At 48.5% G+C, this 19,372-nt stretch carries 16 protein-coding genes and 1 pseudogene; 1 reads left to right on the plus strand and 16 read right to left on the minus strand.

Annotated elements, in window-relative coordinates; genetic code table 11:
* Window positions 1-345: 345 nt before the first annotated feature.
* The 16 genes and pseudogenes from J3352_RS13590 to J3352_RS13665 form a co-directional block, all read right to left on the minus strand.
* The gene (locus tag J3352_RS13590) at window positions 346-1,806 is read right to left on the minus strand and encodes an SIR2 family protein (protein ID WP_005936586.1); all 1,461 of its coding nucleotides are present in this window, start codon (window positions 1,804-1,806) and stop codon (window positions 346-348) included.
* A 156-nt stretch (window positions 1,807-1,962) separates the two neighbouring features.
* Window positions 1,963-2,925: a hypothetical protein gene (locus J3352_RS13595; protein ID WP_005936589.1), complete on the minus strand. Its 963-nt coding sequence runs from the start codon at window positions 2,923-2,925 to the stop codon at window positions 1,963-1,965.
* A 14-nt stretch (window positions 2,926-2,939) separates the two neighbouring features.
* A complete protein-coding gene (locus tag J3352_RS13600) occupies window positions 2,940-3,377 on the minus strand; it encodes a DUF4869 domain-containing protein (protein WP_005920841.1) in 438 nt (145 codons plus the stop codon).
* 245 nt (window positions 3,378-3,622) lie between these two features.
* Window positions 3,623-4,861 carry a Wadjet anti-phage system protein JetD domain-containing protein gene (locus tag J3352_RS13605; protein ID WP_156067533.1) on the minus strand — a complete coding sequence of 413 codons (1,239 nt, stop codon included), beginning with the start codon at window positions 4,859-4,861 and terminating at the stop codon, window positions 3,623-3,625.
* A complete protein-coding gene (locus J3352_RS13610) occupies window positions 4,821-8,204 on the minus strand; it encodes an ATP-binding protein (protein ID WP_005936598.1) in 3,384 nt (1,127 codons plus the stop codon). Before J3352_RS13610 ends, J3352_RS13605 begins: the two co-directional genes overlap by 41 nt.
* The gene (locus J3352_RS13615) at window positions 8,155-8,802 is read right to left on the minus strand and encodes a DUF4194 domain-containing protein (protein WP_005936600.1); all 648 of its coding nucleotides are present in this window, start codon (window positions 8,800-8,802) and stop codon (window positions 8,155-8,157) included. Before J3352_RS13615 ends, J3352_RS13610 begins: the two co-directional genes overlap by 50 nt.
* Complete coding sequence (locus J3352_RS13620; protein WP_005936604.1) at window positions 8,799-10,199, minus strand: Wadjet anti-phage system protein JetA family protein; 1,401 nt, start codon at window positions 10,197-10,199, stop codon at window positions 8,799-8,801. The genes J3352_RS13615 and J3352_RS13620 overlap by 4 nt, the downstream gene beginning before the upstream one ends.
* 393 nt (window positions 10,200-10,592) lie before the next feature.
* On the minus strand, window positions 10,593-11,000 hold the full coding sequence (locus tag J3352_RS13625; RefSeq protein ID WP_005936609.1) for a PTS sugar transporter subunit IIA: 408 nt from the start codon (window positions 10,998-11,000) through the stop codon (window positions 10,593-10,595).
* On the minus strand, window positions 10,994-12,385 hold the full coding sequence (locus J3352_RS13630) for an MATE family efflux transporter (protein WP_005936612.1): 1,392 nt from the start codon (window positions 12,383-12,385) through the stop codon (window positions 10,994-10,996). The genes J3352_RS13625 and J3352_RS13630 overlap by 7 nt, the downstream gene beginning before the upstream one ends.
* Window positions 12,386-12,459: 74 nt before the next feature.
* The gene (locus tag J3352_RS13635) at window positions 12,460-13,263 is read right to left on the minus strand and encodes a ChbG/HpnK family deacetylase (RefSeq protein WP_005936615.1); all 804 of its coding nucleotides are present in this window, start codon (window positions 13,261-13,263) and stop codon (window positions 12,460-12,462) included.
* A gap of 14 nt (window positions 13,264-13,277) precedes the next feature.
* On the minus strand, window positions 13,278-14,054 hold the full coding sequence (locus J3352_RS13640) for a ChbG/HpnK family deacetylase (RefSeq protein WP_005936618.1): 777 nt from the start codon (window positions 14,052-14,054) through the stop codon (window positions 13,278-13,280).
* A gap of 74 nt (window positions 14,055-14,128) precedes the next feature.
* Window positions 14,129-14,911: a PTS system mannose/fructose/sorbose family transporter subunit IID gene (locus J3352_RS13645; protein WP_317347271.1), complete on the minus strand. Its 783-nt coding sequence runs from the start codon at window positions 14,909-14,911 to the stop codon at window positions 14,129-14,131.
* Window positions 14,912-14,947: 36 nt separating this feature from the next.
* Window positions 14,948-15,721 (minus strand): PTS sugar transporter subunit IIC, encoded by a 774-nt coding sequence (locus J3352_RS13650; protein ID WP_005936623.1) that lies wholly within the window; start codon window positions 15,719-15,721, stop codon window positions 14,948-14,950.
* Window positions 15,722-15,739: 18 nt separating this feature from the next.
* Entirely contained in the window at window positions 15,740-16,240 is a 501-nt protein-coding gene (locus tag J3352_RS13655) for a PTS sugar transporter subunit IIB (protein ID WP_005936626.1), read from the minus strand.
* 253 nt (window positions 16,241-16,493) lie between these two features.
* Window positions 16,494-18,431: a helix-turn-helix domain-containing protein gene (locus tag J3352_RS13660; protein WP_097772950.1), complete on the minus strand. Its 1,938-nt coding sequence runs from the start codon at window positions 18,429-18,431 to the stop codon at window positions 16,494-16,496.
* Between the two features lie 354 nt (window positions 18,432-18,785).
* Window positions 18,786-19,001: pseudogene (locus J3352_RS13665) on the minus strand (SDR family oxidoreductase); the annotation flags it as partial.
* Window positions 19,002-19,032: 31 nt separating this feature from the next.
* Here J3352_RS13665 and J3352_RS13670 point away from each other — a divergent pair.
* On the plus strand, window positions 19,033-19,372 hold a 340-nt coding region (locus J3352_RS13670), incomplete at its 3' end, for a recombinase family protein (protein WP_242699982.1).

Consider the following 19,372-nt stretch of genomic DNA (forward strand, 5'->3'; position numbering starts at 1 on the left):
AAATTTTAGCATATATTCATTTTTATATGGTATATATTCATACTGTGTTTTTCATCTGCCCCTCCGTGAGCGCAAAAAACCGCCCCGGTCTCCTGTTACGGAAACCGGGGCGGTTCGATTGCGTTATTTGTGCTTTTTCAAGCCCTCACGCAATTACTTGCGGGGGTTCTTGATTGCAGCCTGAGCGGGTGCCAAAATTACAGAGCGTTCGGATTTACGATATTTCGTTATTTGAAGAGTTTTCAGCTTACTTTTACCACCTTTTGCCTATTCTCGCCTTCTTGGGGCATAAAAGATACCTCCAATATTTTCATTGGTTCAATACAGTACCAATCATACCTACGTTTAAACGATCACTTGATTCAGATCATGCAGCCATGCTGGTATCTCGCTATAATCTTTTACCCACAGAATGTTGATTCCAATACGGTAAAAATGGTTTTCAATTTGAAGTCGATCTTTTGATGTCAGTTGTTTTGTTGTTGTGTAACCCAACGCATCTGTGCTTTTATATGTCATAGCAAAAATTGCATAATGTTTTGGTGGATTATATGCGGTGATTTCCAAAAGTCTTCGGATGTTTGGATCACTTAAACTGCACCCAATAAATAAACATGTATTTTCTCTAAAGAAGGAAAGTTGACTTGCAATCGGCCAACTATAGGGCTGATTATAAAGCATATTATAGTCGGCCTCCGTCAAACAAATCGATCTCATGTGAAGCATATCCAGTTGATCTCTCGTTGTGACTTTCGGCAAAAAGCCATGTACATGATACAATCGCAGACTTTGATTTGGTTGTCCATTCATGCCATAAAAGTCTGCACTATCCCGTCCGTTTGAATATCTTACCTTTGTTGTAAATATAGAGCAACATTTTACATCAAGAAAAGCCAAATACTGTTCAAGAAAGTCATCATAATTGTAACTTAAAATTCTAAAATTTTGATCTTTTTGGCATCTTTGGGCTAATCGCGCAATTTCTCCCAGCTCGGTATTCATGTCCAAATCCCTTGCTGCATCATATAAGCTTTTGTGAATCTGCCAAGCAAAGGTTTTCTCGCTTGCCCAGATATCCTTGCATAACTGAGCCGTTGTAAAGCTACTTCCCCCAACTTCTTCAAAAACAGCCTTGGAATCATCCAAAAGATGCTTTTCTTCTATTTCTTTTTGAAAATCTTTCAGCAGCTCATCCCAAGTTTTTGCACCCTGTTCCTTTGAAACACCTGCACCCAGTACGATTGCAAAGCCATTTTGCTCTTTGATGCAGGTGCGTATTGCATTCGTATAGCTGTCATTGTTTTTTAAATATAAACCTTCGCTGTACAGCTTTTCAAAAAGCTGTATGTTCTCCTTGTCACTCGCAACTGTTTTACGCTCCATTCCCAATGAACACGCATGGCTATATTCAGTTGGATACTCTTCAATCCAATTATTTATGACACTTAAGTCCCACACTGCAGAATTGGAGTCTTCAAATTGAAACTCAGTATTTAAAATGAAAACAATTGTTGCATCATAGCTTTTTCTATAGGTATCAGTCACACCCTTTATTCGTTTTTTTATCTGTTCTGCTTTCAGTGTGCGGCTGTATATAAACTCAAAAATCACCGAATTTCGGTACTCGGAAAATCCCTCTGGAGCAAACGCATCAAAACGGTTTAAAAATTTTTCTTTCTCACCATTTTCAGATAATCTGTACTCAAAATAGAGCGGTTTGTTTTCTTCCAACGATTTTTTCTTCAAGACTGCCTTAACAAACGATAAAAATTCATCCCTTGATAATTTACCATTCTGCTCTTTCATGAAATCCACCCATTTTCAACCGAAGTCATTTCCACACCGAGTTCCACTATAGACGTGAAGTAATCCAACCTATCTTCAAAACTTTTGAGCAATCCTACTCCGGCATTTTTATATTTTCCTCTCCCAATCTGTCTGATTTTCTCATTCAATAACACTTCAACTCAACCTTACTTTTGCCATCTGATCCAAAATCGCATTCTTCACGCCATCTTTCAGATAGGCCTCATTCAGCGTTTTCTTGGTATAATTCAGATATGTTCCAGCCGTTTTCTCCGTCAGAAGCGCCGTAAAGTAACGTTCCCAGCTGAAATAGTCCTTGCCATCGATGTAGTCAGACGGCGTCTGCAAAATCTGTACGACCTCCGCATCTTTCAGAATCCCAGAAGATAATATCAGCCACTCAAAAGATTCTGGCAAATAGAGTGTCAGATTTTCTCTTGTCTGCACCAACTGCAACACCCTGTCCATTTCAGGACCAAATGCTGCACCATCTGCAATCACCATAATTTTTTCATCCCTATGAGCCTTCAAATAGGAAAACACATTGGACTTTCCGTTTGCAGTATCACACTGTATTTGCTGTTCTTTACAGACCGCATCAAAGAATTGATACCCCGAATTGCTGTCCTCTGTCAAGATCTTCTCCGGTTTAATATTTTCAGTCGTACTATCCGGGTAAATTCGATAGAACGAATGATAACTCTGTTTCAGTGTCCCATACTTTCCAGAGGTTCGGATTCCATACACTTCTTCCACACTGTATGGCAAGGCTGGCAAACCCTCTCTGGTCACGATAACATAATAGTTATCCGTCTGCTGAATCGCACGCGCAAAATCTTTGGTCCTGACAAACTCGTTTCCTTCGTCGATAAAAACAATGCTGTCCTGAATATTGTCAAGTTGTCCCTTCCAAAGATTTCCTTCTACCACGTAGCAACTTTTATCACAATTTAGAGTGACCGGTCCACTCTCTCCATCGTTCATATGTGTACGAATCATATCTACGAGAGTCGTTTTACCCGTTGCGCTATTTCCGCGAATGATGGTCAAGTTGCGTCGCAGTTCAAATTCATATTTCAGGTACTTTGTGCCAACGACCACTTTATGAATGCCTTTCATTTCTGTCAGCCCCTTTACACAAACTCACCTGCGGCCAAAATCAGCTCTTCCATACTGTGAACGATTTGATTCGTATTCAGCACTTTTATTGTAAACGGCTTTTTGCCAAAATCCATCAGGTGACGCAAATTCACCGTGCGATCCTCCTGCTCTGCAATTTTGAGCAGCCACTTTGCACAGTTGTCACCGCAAGTCGATACATTGAACACTTTCTCCGGCTCAAACTTTACCAAAATCAGTGTCTTTACGCCACCAGACAAACCAATCGGTGGAATTTTACCCAAGACCGGGCTGTCAATTACACCACTGTCGATAACGGTAGACTTATCCACATCCTGAATCATTTCCTTGACCATCGGGTCAACGATCCAGTCTTCCTCGTAATCGTATTTGAAATAAGAAGCCGTATTGTACACCGCTTCCTTCATATCACCGTAAAAAATGTTCAGCATCTTATCACCTCATCGATGTGCGTACTTCTGCTATCATTGTACCCTCTTTCAGCTTACAAAACAAGATGCAAAAAGCTCTTGGCCTCCATTACAGAAGCCAAGAGCTTTTATCTTCTTTGTCCTACCAGATTTTATTTCCGGGGAGACTTAATTGCAGCCTGAGCGGATGTCAAAATTGCAGAGCGTTGGAAAGAATAATAGTACGTTTTTATGGGGCAACAAGCGTTTTTATCTTCGCACGAATTCTACTCCAGAAATGTTTCTTGTTCGATTGTGACCCCATATTGCAAAATCTTATCAATTGCATCAACAAACAGCGTATGTCTTCCCGCATTCCGCTCTTCCTTCAGCTTCTTCAGATACTGCTCCGGCCGCTTCAGGCCATTTTTGTGGTACTGTTCCACAAAGCGCCCTTCCATACGCATGGGTTCAAGCTGTGGGAACACCGTTTGCAGGTTTTCAAACATACAAAAACCGCCCAGATCAATATCTGCCCAGAATCGAATTTGCATGGTTTCCCCTGCCGCAGCAGCCAGTTTTTCAAAAAGTTTTTTCTTCCGCGGGCTCAGAAAGCCGCCGTGATAAACAACAAGTTCTTGCGGCTGTTTTTCTGCCAGCAAATATTCATCATAGTTCGTTTTATTTTCGATAAAGGTAATGCAGCAGATGTTTTTCAGTTCAATGTCCACAATCTCTGACACAAGTGTACTGGGCAAAGCCAATCCATAAGGTTCTGCTACGCTGAGCCGTAGTTCTCCTTTCTTCAAGCAGATCGCGCAATCGCCCGAGAGTTCGTAAAGCTCCGGGCGGGCATAGATTCCCAGAAATGCAAGTTGATCCCGCTCACCAAGTTTCGCTTCTGTACAGGCCGCCGCCAGTTGGGTATTGTATTTTCGTGCAATGGTAAGAAACAGCTCCCGTACATTTCGCTCAAAATACTTGGTATCGTGAAAACACTGGCTGCTGAATGCACGCATCGTCACACTGCCGGACAGCTCCGCATACCGTTGAAACGTGAGCAAAAGCTCCTGCAGCAGACCGTCGTTTTCTCTGCAATACGTCGGCACTTTCATGCTGTTCCGCACCTGAGCACATACAGCATCACTCCATGCCGCGATCCATGGAACGGGATTGTCTGCCAGCTTCTGCATGATGATGTTTGCAACCTCTTCTGCCTTTTTTTGCGGATGCACTCTGTCGGCGCATTCATAGCACTGTGCGACCCGTTCCAGATCCAGCACAATGCAGGAGAGAACGCTCTGCTTTCTCGCCCATTCCAGACGCACCAAAGCCTGCTGCTCCAGCTCCCGCGCTGCAATATTGTAAGCGTCCCGAACCACCGCATCTTCGTATTGATACTCCGGCAACTCCCTTTTATCAATGCGCAGCATTACCCGACGTCTGGATGTGTTGGGTTCAGAAAGATGCTTACTATTTTCAAACTTATCCAGCAGACGATTCAGGATCACCTGTGCTTCCTTCATTCTGCATCTCCTTTCCAAATGGAATGATATGCATCCGGTATCCGGATTTGTCCACTAATAACGTACGGTCTGCAATGGGCATAATGTCCGAGACCTTATCCGGCGGCGTACAGATGATCGCCTGCAGCCCCATCTTTCGGAGAAGGAGTACACTCTCCGTGATCCGGTCACTATCCATTTTATTGAAAGCTTCATCGAACACCACCAGACGCACCGTATTACCAAAACGGGTAGCGTCGTTGACGCGGTACAGCTGGGCAAACGAGGCCAGCACCGCAATATAGAATGGCGTTTGTGTTTCGCCACCGGACTTCATATTCAGTGTTTGAGAAAGCAGCTGCTTGGAACCGTTCTGATCGGTCGTTTCCAAATCAAACTTCAGATACGTCCGGAAGTCTGTATAGCGGACGATATTCTCCTGCAGTTCGCTCTGTTTGCGGGCATTGAGCTGCGTATCGTCTGCCATTGTGATCTGGCTGAACAGTTTTTCGATCAATGGGCCGTATTTTTGCTGAAAGGGCAGTGCGAATAGACCGGATTCGCCTTCCATCAGTTCATCTGCCGTGATCATGTTATAGTAATCCAGATAATCCGGGTTTGGCCCTACGCGGAATTGGTACTTGTCTGTGCCAAATTGTGCCTGGCGCAGGGCCTTGTTCAGATTGTGCACCTGGTCTTGCACCTGGTCGATGCTGGATTTCAGTTTGGCAAGGAAATCGTTCTGGAATTGCTCCATTGCGCTTTCCCGTGCCGCCCGGATCTTTTCTTTGTATCGGGGCAGCTCGCTTTCCTGCAGAGTACGCCGTTCTTCCTCGTATTCTGTGTTATCCATCACCTCGATCTGGAATGCACAGGGTTTGAACCGTTCTGCATATTCTCTGCGTGCTGCAAACAGTTTCTTCTGAGCCCCGTCCATCGCCTTTGTGCTCTGCGCCAAACTGTCGCCGAAGTTCTTGCGGATGACATCTGCCTTTTTCAAGCGGACAAGCTCCTGCCGATAGCGGGGAACGCCGATGGTTTCTCGGTATTCCTTCGTGAACCCCTCGTTCAAAACATCTTCGATGGCCTCATACTGTTGGTATTTTTCCGGCAAGATCTCATATTCCAGCTGATGGATGCGGCCTTCCAACTTCCCTTTTTGCACATTTTTCGCATCTTTTTCCTTATTGAATGCAAGGATCTCTTCTTTCAACTGTTCAATGATGCGCCGCTGCTCATCCAACCAGAACAGATTCAGCTGGGAAAGCTGATTTTTGACTTCTGCGATTTCCTTGATGATCATCTGGACGCGCTGGTAGTCCTCCTGCTTTTGCGCCACATCGATTCGGACGAATCTTTGGGTAAAAAGCGGCTCCTGCAGGCCGGTCAGCTGCTTCTGGAGCGGCTGCCAATGCCGCAGCTCTTCCTGCAGACAGGCCAGTTCCTTTTCCAGATGGTCGATGCGGAGCTGCACCGCACGCCGCCCGATGAAGGCGTCTTCCATCCAGCCCTTCCGAAGTGCGCGGGCCACATAGCCCTGATACAGCATTCCTTCTTCCGTAATTGCCGTCTTATAGCAGCGCAACTGTTCTGCCGTGTCGCAGCATATCACCCGACCCAGAAGATAGTCCACATAGCTGCGTGCCAGCTTGTTTTCTGTCTCCACCTTTTCTGCCAGACTACCGGGCAACGGTCGAAGTGTTTCTTTTTCCCGCAGTTTTCCGATATCTACCAGACCAAACGCACGGTACTCTGCTTCCTGCTTCAGCCGGTCGTAAATGTTGAGTGCATCCTGATAACGTCCCGGCTCCACCAGCAGATAATATTTCTGGTTATTTAGGTAGCCTTCTACCGCTCCACGCCAGCGCTCATCTGCCATTTCCAGCACATCAGCCAGAATATAAACGGGAACCGCATGCCCCGTTTTATCTGCCAGATCCTTTTCCAGCCGGTCTTTGAACAGCAGAAGCCCATGGGGATAATCTTTGATGTTCCTGCGCAGATTTGCAAGCACCGCACTTTTCTGGTCGGCTTGCTTCTTCAGCTCTGCAATACGATCCTCTGTTTTATGAGCCGCACTGCGGACAGCATCCGACAATTCGGCCGCTGCCTGTTGCCCCATTTCAAACAACTCCACAGGCCGGGCAAACAATCCCTTCTCGTCACCAGTAAATACAGCATATGCTTTCTGCGCAGTGTTCGCCGCTTCCTGCACCGGTATGAGAAGTTCTTCCGGTTCCAGTTCTTGTATCTCCCCACAGAATCTCTGCAAACGCCGTGCTTCCCGCTTAATCTCCACTTCAAGATTTTGCAGACCCTGTTCCAGCTTTTTCTGCTCATCTCTCAGAGCCTTTTCCATGTTGAGCAGACGCTCTTCCTCCTGGAAAACGTTGCTCTGCCTGCAGGCCAGCTCAAGCTCACTGCGGCGCGTTTCTTTCTGTTCGATCTGCCGCTCAAGCTCCTCCCGTTGCTCATTCACATTTGCAAGGTTCTCCTTGCATTCAGTTCGTTCCAATTCCCTCTGGTCGATCTCTGTCTGCGCAGCTTCTTTTTCTGCCCACCGTACCAGAAACTTCTGGATCTGGCAGCGGTCTATGGCTTGGTTCATCTCCTGATACAGCCTGCTGATTTGCTGCAGCGCATCCAGCTTTTCCTGCTGACGCTGCGCCAGCAATTCGTGCCGTTTATAATCCCGGATGTTTTGCTGCATCAGCTCAATATTGGGCTTATCCGGAATATCGCAGATGTTCTCCGTAATAAATTTTTGGATATCCACAATTGGCCGGAACGAAACAGCCTTCTTCATCATCCGTAAGACCTGCTCGTTGTGGACGTTCCACTTTGCAAGCATGTTGCGGCGATACTCTTTTTGGGTATCGTAAAATTCTGTCCGTGCATAGTTCTGCTTCAAAAAACGGCGAAGTGCAGAAATCTCCATTGCCTCGCCCTGTTCAATAAAGCAATTTTCCGGCAGTGTCCCCGTGTAAATAAAGAATGTATCACGGTAACTTCCATCGCTGCGGCAGTCAAAGGTAACGCCTGTCACAAAACTGCTGCCCTCCATCTCATCCTGAAATTCGCAGACAATGTAGGTAGAAAAGTCCTTACCACGGCGGGAATACGGGCTGTTATCATCCATGTCGGCGCGCAGATAGCCTTCCAATGTGCGCTGCGATTTTTCGTTGGCTGCCTGATTAAAATTGCGGGAATTTGTCTCGCCCAGCAGCACGATCTGCAGTGCATCGATGACCGTTGACTTTCCGGCGCCGTTCTTGCCGGTCAGGAAATTGATGTCGCCCACTTCAATCAGTTCTTTACTGAAATAGAGCCAGTTGATCAGCAGGATTTTCTTCAGCTTCTTCATCTGTTTCCTCCTTTTTCAAAACAGACACCACCAAGTTCAGCTTTTCGCTGGAGACCGCAGAGAGAATGGTGGGCAGTATTGCGATCCTGCAGCTGCCCTGGTTGAATTTTCCTTCCAGTCTTTGAATCACAGAATGGTTTTCCAGTACCGTAAACGCGCGTTTGACCTCTTCCATATTCGGCTTAGCCGGAAAAACTGGATAGTCGGTCACCACTTTTTCCAGCACATCCCGCACAGTACACACGGCATCCTGCTCCAAACCCAAACGTTCCATATTTTCTTCGTAGATCAGCCGTAATGCCAGCAAAATCGCCGTTTCTTTTTTATTGAGGTTGCAACGGTTAGCCTCGTCTGTGTTCAACACATAAAAGTATCCGTTCAGTTCATCCCTGCGCAAATCCCAGTCCAGCAGACTCAGGTACTCCTGTACAGCCTCATAGTGCCGTGATAGAAAAAGATAGTCTGGGTTATCCACCCTGCCTTTTCCCGGCTGGTAGATGGTTCGCACAATGTATGTGCGGCTGAGCAGCTGATTGCAGACTGATTTGAATTGTTCCAGTTCTTTTGCCGTTGCATTGGTAACAAAATCAAAATTCACGGCTTCTTCTCCTTCCTCCGGATCTGCATTTGCGGGATCGAATAGCCATTTTTACAAAAAATGCCATCGAGTTCCTGGACCACATAACCGGCAGATGCATCCTTGCTTCCAAGGATTGCCAGCAAACTCATGATATAATCCTTGTCCTCTTCAAGCGAGAGCTCCTCCGAGCAACGAATGTCAGCGTCTCCCAGCCATCCCTGCACGTAAGCATTTACTGCTGCCCGGCCATATTTCGATTGCAGTAACTGTGCCGCTCTGACCTGTTCTTCCGTATTCGGTGCCTGATCATCTTGTATCAGCACCGACGCGGTTTTTGTCCGTTTTTCGGGGCGCTTACGGTACCACAGACTTTTTTCTGACAAAAAAGACTGCTCATACAATTGAAATGCCGGTTGTATCTGGTCCACCAGCTCAGCCGCCCTGCGGTTTCTGGACAGTGTCGTCAGCAAAACATTCAAATTGCCGCGCACGCTTTGATCTCGGTTCGTCAGGTTCTCGATTTTCTGTGTTGCTGCCCTGGTATAGCGCCGGACCTGCGTATCAATTTCCTCAAGATAGTCCTTCTCTAAATTGTCATAGCGTTCTTCGATCCAGAAAATTTTCCTCAGCAGATCGGCACGGCAGTCTTCCAATGTCTTGCCCCGCTTATCACGCAATGCTTCATTTGCCATCGCCATCAGCAAGGTATCATCCTCTTCCCAGCGCCTAAGCACAGACTGAATGGGCACACGATACTTCGGCACTGAATCTTTGATTTTCAGCGGACGGATATATGCCTCCACAACCTTTTGTCCGAAGTCGTTAAAGTGTGCAGCCAGCACCTGGTTGACATCCTGCATATCGATCTGCGTCTGAAAATAATGCTTCACATTATGATAGACCATTTGCAACAAGCTAATCAGCGCCGTTGTGTTATCGTAGGCACTATAGAGAGCCGTCATTTTATCGTAAGCATTGTTGCTGTCGTCGGCGGTCTTTAAGACTGAGAAAGTTCCGAACACATAGGAATATCCACGAGCCGGGCTATCATCGCAGAGTTGGTGGAATAATTCCAGCAAACGGCTGCTGTAATTAGGAATCGTGATATACTCTTCAAAGTCGTCCCCGCGTTCTTTCTCAAACCACCCCTTACTACACAGCTTGCGGATCAAAAAACGAGCGCGGCCAGAGATATCCCTCAGTTCCTCTTCGTCAATGTCTTCATCTTCAAACGTAGCATCCGCCAGTTCCTGCTCCAGCCTGCCGCGCAGCATGGAATACAAGACATCTTCCCGTATTTTCAGGTTTTCTTGGTATGCTGCGTACAGTACGTCCAGTGCATCCGCATATAAAATACGGTTGGGCGAAGCCAGCGGCGAGAAAAGTTCGCTTGGAACCGCTTCAAAAAACTTCATAGGCCTACCACCTTATTCGACTGATATACGCTTTCTTTTCTATTATTGTAACCTCTTTCCTCTTACAAAACAAGATGCAAAAAGCTCTTGGCCTCCATTACAGAAGCCAAGAGCTTTTTTCTTCTTTGTCCTATCAGATTTTATTTCCGGGGAGACTTAATCGCAGCCTGGGCGGGTGCCAAAATTACAGAGCGTTGGGAATCATTCTTCTCCCTCCGGGTGCTGCTCAACGCTTCCTTTTGAACTGAGCAGCATCGGCTTGCGATGTCTTTTTACTTCTTCTATGGGAGCAGGAGGCCGCGAGCTTGAGTCTCGCCACTCTGACCGCAAGAAAAGCCACGATGAAACGTCACAATATGAACATTCGTCGTGGCTTTTCCTACTGCTTTTTCCTTAGAAGAAGGATTCATCCTCTGTCTCATTGGTTTCCAGATTTACCCTGCGCAGATAGCTGCGGCTTTCCTCCAGAATCTCCTCCAGTCGCTCATCGGACAATTCTTCCTCACACAAGACGTTCATCATGAATGTCATGTTGACGCCGCTGACCAGACGCGTGTTCGGCTTCTGGAGATATGGATACATTGACTGATTGACGCTGCCTCCATACAGATCGCTGCAAAGCAGGACTTGATCCTCAGCAGAAACGGTTTTGTAGAAATCATCCAGATGCTCCTGCACGGTATCGTTGTCTACATAGGCATCAAAAACCGTCAGATTTTGTTGCGCTCCCAGAAGGATCTCGCAGGAACTCCTGATGCCGCTGGCAAAGCGGCCATGAGAGGACAGAAAAATCTTTAACATGAATCGGCATTCCTTTCTTCCGTACTGTCGGAGACGATCCGAAAGCATTTTTTACTTTTGAAACGGAACAGACACACAAAAACCTTGATGATCCAGTCCAGTTTCATGCAGACATATACGACAAATGCCGGCAACTTCAAGACAACACCGGTGAGCCATCCAAGTGGAATGGAAATCAGCCAAAGAAATGTGGCATCAATCATCATGCAGAACCGTGTGTCTCCACCACCCCGCAGGATACCCTTTGTCAGCACGGACTGCAGTGCCTGAAATACAATGATAAAGCTGATCGCGTCCAGGAGCTGCATGGCAATGTCATGTGTTTCAGCGGAAAGGTTGTAGGCATTGACCACAAACGGCCCGATGATCATTAAAATGAGGCTGGTTCCCAGGCTAAACAACACGGTCAAGATGATCATGGTTGTGCTTTCCCGGTAAGCCTTGTCCAATTTGCCGCTTCCCACATTGTTTCCGGTGATCACGGCCGCGGCCTGTCCGATGCCTTGTGTCATGACTGTGCAAAGGCGCTGGATCATGGCAACGATGGAATTGGCTGCTACAAACGATGTTCCGATGTGGCCGATGATGACCGAGACCATGCTGTTGCCGATACCCAGAAGCATGTCAGAGCACAGAACCGGAATGCAGTATTTGCAGTATGTACCCAGCAGATCTCCGACCGGCATCCAAAGATCCCGGATGCGGAAGCGCAACTGCTTTTCCTGGAAGAAGAAGTGTCCGCCGATCACGATCAGCTCAAACAGACGGGCAAGAACGGTTCCGATTGCGGCACCGGCAATCTGCATCTGTGGCACACCAAAGTGACCAAAAATAAAGACCCAGTTAAAAAAGATGTTGACGAAGAAACTGCCAATCGATGCGTAGAGCGGGATCTTTACATCATGAATAGACCGCAGAATCAAGGTCAGGGTCATTGTGATGGCCATCATTACAAAAGAAGCTGTGCTGTACCGGAGATAAATTGCACCCTTTTCGATCACAGCAGTGTCGGCTGTATAGATCCGGAGAAGCTCCTCCGGGAAAAACAACGAGATCACCATGCAGACGACGGCCACAGAGAGAATTACACGCAGCATGATCGCAACCGTCTTTTTCACATTGTTGTAGTCGCCTTTGCCATAAAACTGCGCACTGAGAACGGATGCACCGCCACCGACACCCATACAGGCGATCTGGAACAGGTTGATAAAATCATTTGCCAGCGAAGAACCGGAAAGCTGTATCTCACCAAAGCTGCCCAGCATCACAGTGTCCATAATGTTCACGCCCACCGTGATCATATTCTGGATGATCACAGGAAGTGCAAGCATCAGCATCAGCCTGTAAAAGCCTGGTTCCTTTACCAATAGTGTCTTTTTTTCCATTTTGTCATCATATGCTCCATTTTTTCCAGTGGCGCATATCCCTTTATGCGTTTTAAGCGCAGATGCGCGGTGGTTTATTTCGCGTGCTCTGCCAGATACTGATCAAAGCTGATCAGCTCAATGCCGTTTGCCTTGACCCATTCCTTGATCTTCGGCGAGCAGAGCGCTTCGAGTTCTCTGCCGCGGATGACGGAAAAAGTCGACATGTTTTGCAATTCACCATCGCAGTAACCGCAGTGGGTTGCAAGCATCGCATACGGTGCATTGAAGTCGAACTCACAGCCGCCAGAAAGAATATGCCCGATGACATCCGTTGCACCCTGTTCAGCCAGACCGTAAGATGGCTTGCGGTCATTCGGGTCGACCTTCATGTTTTTATAGTACCAGCGTGTGCCGACCGGCAGATCCTTCAGACCAAAGCAGTTCAGCAGTACGCCATATTCCTCTGCAATATCCACCATGGCCTGCTCGACTTCCGGTGTGGAAAGCGAATGCCCTGCAAAGTAGCACGGCTTGCGGCCCACAATTTCGATGAAATTTTCGACCTGCTGTTTCATTTCACGGTAGATCTGGTCGTAAGGAATCTCATACAGATTTTCCAGTTTGCGGCGGGTCGAAGAAATAAAAATGCCGTTTTCATCCACCAGTGCAGGGATGTCCTTCGGGTCGCTGGCGGGCAGCCCGGACACAAGATTCAGGTCCTGACCAACCGAAACATGCGGATACTTTTTCAACTCGTTCACCGCATAGCGGGCCTGTGCAGCATTGTTTGTCATCAGGCCCACATCGGTCAGAATCCCGCAGCGGGCTGCGCGCAGGCAGCCGTCGGTGATGCTGTCGGTCATGGCATAATCGGCGCCTCGTACAATCAGTTTCATCTGTTTCTCCTTTCTTATTTCAGGTCACGGTATGTGATCAGCTCAACGTTGTTGCGGAGGATCCAGTTCTTCACAAAGTCCGAGGTGAATACTTCGTGATCTTTGCAGCGGATGACCGAATAGGTCGTGTAACGGAACAGATCTGCATCCACAAAGCCGACATGACCGCCCAAAAGGACGTATTCGTGCCCCAGTGCCTCATCCAGATGTTCCCGGACATACGCCAGTGCATCGGTTTCCAGCTGCTTTTCCACCGTGAAAGGCTTGGTATTGTAACCGTTGGCAGCCCAGTACATATTCACCTTTTTGTGGCAGTCTGCGCTGTACGGAACGCCGCTTTCTTCCGACAGGGTCCGGATCGCCCGGATATAGGCCGGGCTGCTGCGGCTGATGGAGTGTCCGTGCAGATATTCCGGCGGCTGCCCTGCAAGACGGACAAAGTGCTTCAGCTGTGCCCGCAGTTCGGTCAGCACCTGTTCGTAGGGCCACAGCTCTTCCTTACCAAAGCGCGGATCTGCCATTTTGACGGTGGAACGGATAAAATGTCCGTCCTGATCCACCAGGTCCGGGAGCAGTTCCGGGTCAGAGACCGGATCTCCGGAGACAATATTGAAGTCGATGCCAAAGCACACCTGCGGATAATCTTGGATAAAGGATGCGGCGTGCTCGCTTTCCGGCATATTTACAAACAACCCGGTATTCCGGACGACACCGTTTTCAATTGCATCCAGAATGCCACAGGTCACACCACGGGTAAATCCGTAGTCGTCCGATTGCGTCAGCAGTTTCATTTCGACCTCTCCCTTCTCAACATAAAAACTAGGGAAGGAAGGTGCTTTGCGAGCCTTCCTTCCCCGTCACAATTTTACAGAATACCAACCAGCGAGAGCAGAATGCATCCACCCATAATGATGAAGATCAGTTTGACTGGGGTCAGGCCCTTCTGCAGAGCCTTATAGCTACCCCACCAGAGAACAAGGCTGAGCAGACCAGGCATCACATTGTCCAGAATGCCCTGAATGTTGATTTCTGCGCCGTTGACCACCGGTGCCAGAGCAATGTTGATCTTGATATTGGAAGCAATCAGAACACCGACCATCATGGCACCCAGAATGCCGGCAACTTCCATCAGCATAGAAATAATGCCGGATTCCGAAGCCTGATCGATCAAAGAGGTGCCGGTGCGGTAACCGGTCATGAACAGCACATACTTGAGTGCAAGAAGACCGAAGCCGAACAGTGCTACAAACAGCAGTGGTCCAAGAAGATTGCCGTCGGCTGCAATTCCGATGGCGATGCCGGCTACGATAACACGGACACAGTTGAAGAAGAACGAGTCACCAATACCGGCCAGGGGGCCCATCAGGGATGCAATGACACTGGTGATCGTGCCGGGTTCCACGTTGCCCTTTTCTGCGCGTTCCTTTTCCATTGCACAGGCAATGCCTGCCAACAGACCATACATGGTCTGGTTTGTGTTGATGTACTCTGAAGCGTGGCGGGTAAGCGCTTCTTTTTTGGCTTCGTCATCCTGATAATATTTTTCAATAACCGGTGCCGTGGACAGCACCATGGCACGTCCCTGACCAACCACATTGCTGGTGGTGCGCATGCAGGACAGAGAGCCCCAATAGCATTTGTTCAGGATTTTTTTTTTTCTTCCGGCGAAATCGTATTCTGCTTATTAGGCATAGAAATCGTCACCTCCAACCGTATTTTCAACCTGCTTCAGAGCACGAGAACGATCAAAGACCATGTAGGCACAGACAAAGCCGAGGATTGCCACGGAGAGCACCGGCATTGCCAGATATTTGGTCAGAACAAAGCCAACCAGAACGAACGGTACGGTGTACTTCGAGAAAATGGCCTGGGTCGTCAGCGCCAGGCCGACGACCACCAGCATACCGCCGGATGCCGACAGACCATTCATCAGCCAGGCGGGGATCGCATCGAATGTGGTCGTGATCACGGTGGATCCGAAGTAGCAGCACAGGAAGATGACGGCAGTATCCAGCAGGTGCTGGAGCACGATGGCCTGGAACCAGACCAGACGGTTGTACTTTTTGACATCGCCCTGCTTGGCGGCGTTCATCAGGGGCACTTCCATCAGGTTGCCAACCATTGTGGTGACCGGCATCAGGCCAAGGCACAGAGCACCGATCGGAACTGCGATTGCAATGCCCTCCTCCATGGAGATCCCGGACAGGATCGCGAGGCCCACGCCAACTGCCGTACCCGAACGATAATCGGCTGCGAGAGAACCGCCGATGCCGGAAATGCCCATATAAACAGCTTCCAGCGAGGCACCCATTATAACGCCGGCCTTCAGGTCACCGCAGAGCAAACCGATCACTGTGCCCAGCACGATCGGGCGGGTCATGGTCTGCCATCCCAGAATGCCGTCAATCAGCCATGTGATCCAGTAAGCAAACGCTACAAGCAATGCAGGAACTAACATACTGTGTTTCCTCCTTTTTTATTTCCATTCAGCCTTTTCCGCTGCTGCAACAAAGGCCTTCAGGGACGTTTTTTCGGTCGAGGGCAGACTTTGGACATAAGCGTCCGCAACACGTTCGCTGATCTCCTTCAATGCACCAAGATCGTCCCGATCCAACTGCACATACATAGAAACGCTTGCGGTATGTTCTGCCTTGCGGTTGTGGTAATTACCCAAGTTGACATTTTTCAGTCCCAGCGCCGAAACCAGTTTCAGCGCATCCTTGGGGTTGTCCGTCAGCAAAAAAATCTTCATGCGTTCTGCGCGCGGATCCTGCAGAAGTCCGATCACCTCGTCCACGCTGCGAACATGGGTCTTTTTGCCCGGCGGCGCTGCAATCAGCAGCATTTTCTTTTTGAGCGGGTTCTGGGCCGCTTCGTCGCTTGCACATACGATGGTGTCGATGTCCAATGCCTTTGACCAGCTGGTTGCAACCTGACCATGGATTAGACGTTCATCAATTCTGAGCAAAGCAATCATTGTGTGTCCTCCTTTTTTGATGTGGATCACTTTCCGGAAAAGTTTCTGAGTGTATTATAACAAGTCTGCCACAGACTTTCCTTGTCTGATTTTTTCGAGCACTTTACATAAAAAATTGCATCATTGTACAAATTTGACAAGCTCATATGCTTGTTTTTGACAAAGTGCACAAAAAACACCACACAGGATCCCACGCTCCCTCAGAGAGAGCAGGAATTCTATGCGGTGTTATCGTTTTTTCAAAAGGGCAGCATCATTTGAGCAGCCGGTTAATCTGATTGTTCAGCGTTTCCGGGCAGGGGCAGCTGGTAAGCGTAGCCCAGAACAGCGGGTCCTGTATCAGCTCGTAGAGCAGCAAATTGATGATCCGGATGTTTTGGGCATTTACACGTCCGGAAAGCAGCAGATAACGGGAGACTCGCTTGTCACCGACCCGGAGCCGACTTTTCAATTTCCCGAACTGCAGCAGACTGTGTGGCGCCGTCTGTTGCGTGAGAAGCAGAACCAGACAGTCATTCACACAGATCGTTTTCTTCTGGATTTCTTCCACCGTGAAAGCAGCAACGGGAAAGGCACGGCTCTCTGCCAGAAGCTCTTCGGCCCACCCATCACTCAGCTTCAGCTCCTGGGTGCGGATATCTTCTTTTTTCAGGTCATTTCCAAACAGGTCCCGCAGCATCTGAAGATAGGCATTGATGTTGTTGAGATCGTTCCGGATCTCTGCATATGAAAGAAACAGCGGATCGTTGGACAGGCGTTCATCGCACAGGATCAGATCATACTTTTTCCGAGCCTCCGGGATGTTTTCCAGCATGTCAACATAGGTACAGCATTCCACCGAGCTGTAATACCGCGGGTTCAGCTTTGCAAGGAGAAGGTTCCGGATCATTTCGGGAGCATAAATGTCGGAACGGGCGGTGATCCCGATGCGGAGCCGCGGCGCAGCATAATCCATCCCCTGAATATAAAAGGCAATCAGTTCACACAGCGGAGCACAGCAGATTCCGGCCGCCTCGTTTCCATAGCGTTCCGCAAGGAGCTGCTGGATGTTCTGGTAGAGAAGCATCACCAGCGGATAGTCTGAGATCATCTGTGCCCGGCTTTCAGAGTGCCCTGCATGTTCGGACAGCAAACCCATCTGATGGTGAATGATCAGGCGGTAGAGCGTTGTCCGGAGAATGGAACTGTACAGGCCGGTGATGGAGAAGCCGTAACTTCGCAGCAGATAGCCATCCACCATGCGGTACAGGTCGTTGGCTTCCTCGGGAAAGGTTGCTTCCACAAAGGCGCAGAACTCCTCCGGTTCGTCATACATTTCAAACAACATCATGGCAACCGATAAAATCTCCTGTTCGGAAAATGCTTCCCCGCCAAAACAGGACCGGGTAATGTCCGCACTGATCTTCATCAGCCGTTCGGAGTTGCGGACATAGCCGATGATGGCCGGATGGATGTTTTCAAAACCGGAAAATATCCTTCCCTGCCGGATGCGCAGGTGCTGGAAGAAGATATAATACGTCAGCCGCCGGACCTGTGCCTGGGAATAATTGCAGCTATTATGCAGCAGCGCTTCATACACTTTCTCCCGAAGCACGGGGTAGTGCGGATTGCTGAGCCCTTCCGCGATCTCAGGATAATCTTCTTCCGGAATAACGTTCACGTCCAGCAGACTATAGATCGCCATCAGACAGCGCCGGATGTTCCATTCGTTGCCCATAGGGTACACTCCGTAATGGGGCGCGTTTTCCAGCCGGATGTTATAACTTTGCAAAAAGGTGCGGCAAAGTTTGATTGCATTGCGCAGATTGCTGCGGGAAAAAACCATTGTTTCTGACACAGCATCCAAATCCGTATGGTCATTGGCAAGAAGAATCTTTCTGGCAATATAAAGCCCTCTGACCAGTTCGCTCCGGTTTGTAAGGTTTCTGCGGTGGCGATTGTAGAAGGACCACATCCCCTTATAGTGCTGCTGAAACTGTTTCTCATCGGTGACGGTCCAATGGATCCGGTTTTCTTCAAAATGATACTCGATCCCATAGAACTTTTGCAGTTCTTTCAGACGCTGCTGACAGATGCTGTACTCATAGCGGCTCATTCCAAAATGCCGGATAAAGTATTCCGGAGTTAGATCTGGCCGCAGGATGATATAACATGCCTTTTTGTAATCGTCAATCGAATAATCCTGAAACATATTGCGAATCCCCTTTTGCCCGAACACCGTAAAGATTCCCTGTGCCTGACACCCACTGAATTTCCGGTTCTGCTGTGTAGCTTGTCGGCAGTTGTCATAAGTGTACTACATCGTTTTGCACTTTACAAGAACTGCCCGGTGTGATTTTCTCAGATGCATGGATTCTGGAGCACTTACGCCGCCATGCTTTCAATAAAAAGTCAAGAAATATGAAATAACATTGGCTCGACAAATTATGAACAATCATCCGCGAAAGAAGCACTTGGGAAAAAGAAGGTCGACATACGACAAAAGCCGCCCGGAAGCGTCTGAGAACATTTCCGGGCGGCTTTCTGTTTGTTTTAAAGGACGGAGTTACTTGGGCTGACGGCCGATGTAAGCCAGGATGCCGCCATCGGCGTACAGGATCTGGCCGTTGACGAAGTCAGAAGCATGGCTGGCTAGGAACACGCAGGGGCCCACCATGTCCTCGGGGTCGCCCCAGCGGCCGGACGGGGTCTTAGCGCAGATGAAGGTGTCGAAGGGGTGACGGCTGCCGTCCGGCTGGGTCTCGCGCAGGGGAGCGGTCTGGAGCGCATGGCAAAGGTCGTTACTACCATTCATGACCTGGTGGGTGATTAAGGTCAACCGTACATACGTTATCAACGAGGAACAGGCTGCAACCATACGAATGGTTTTCACGCTCTATTCGCAGGGCTACGGGGAAAAGGCGATCGTCAATGAACTTTCCCGGCTGGGCCGCAAGGATGGGCACGGAAACGTCAGTTGGTCCTGTACAAAAATCAGCCGTATCCTTCGTAACGCAACGTATATGGGCTATGTCTGCTACAACAAGTCCAAGGTCAACAACTATCTTGAAAAGAAACGCATCAACAATCTGGATGAAACCTCCTCGTATTATAAAAGAGTAGTATTTATAGACCGCTCTCCAGCGGTATGCT

The organism is Faecalibacterium sp. Marseille-Q4164 (assembly GCF_017377545.1).
Taxonomy (GTDB): Bacteria; Bacillota; Clostridia; order Oscillospirales; family Ruminococcaceae; genus Faecalibacterium; species Faecalibacterium duncaniae.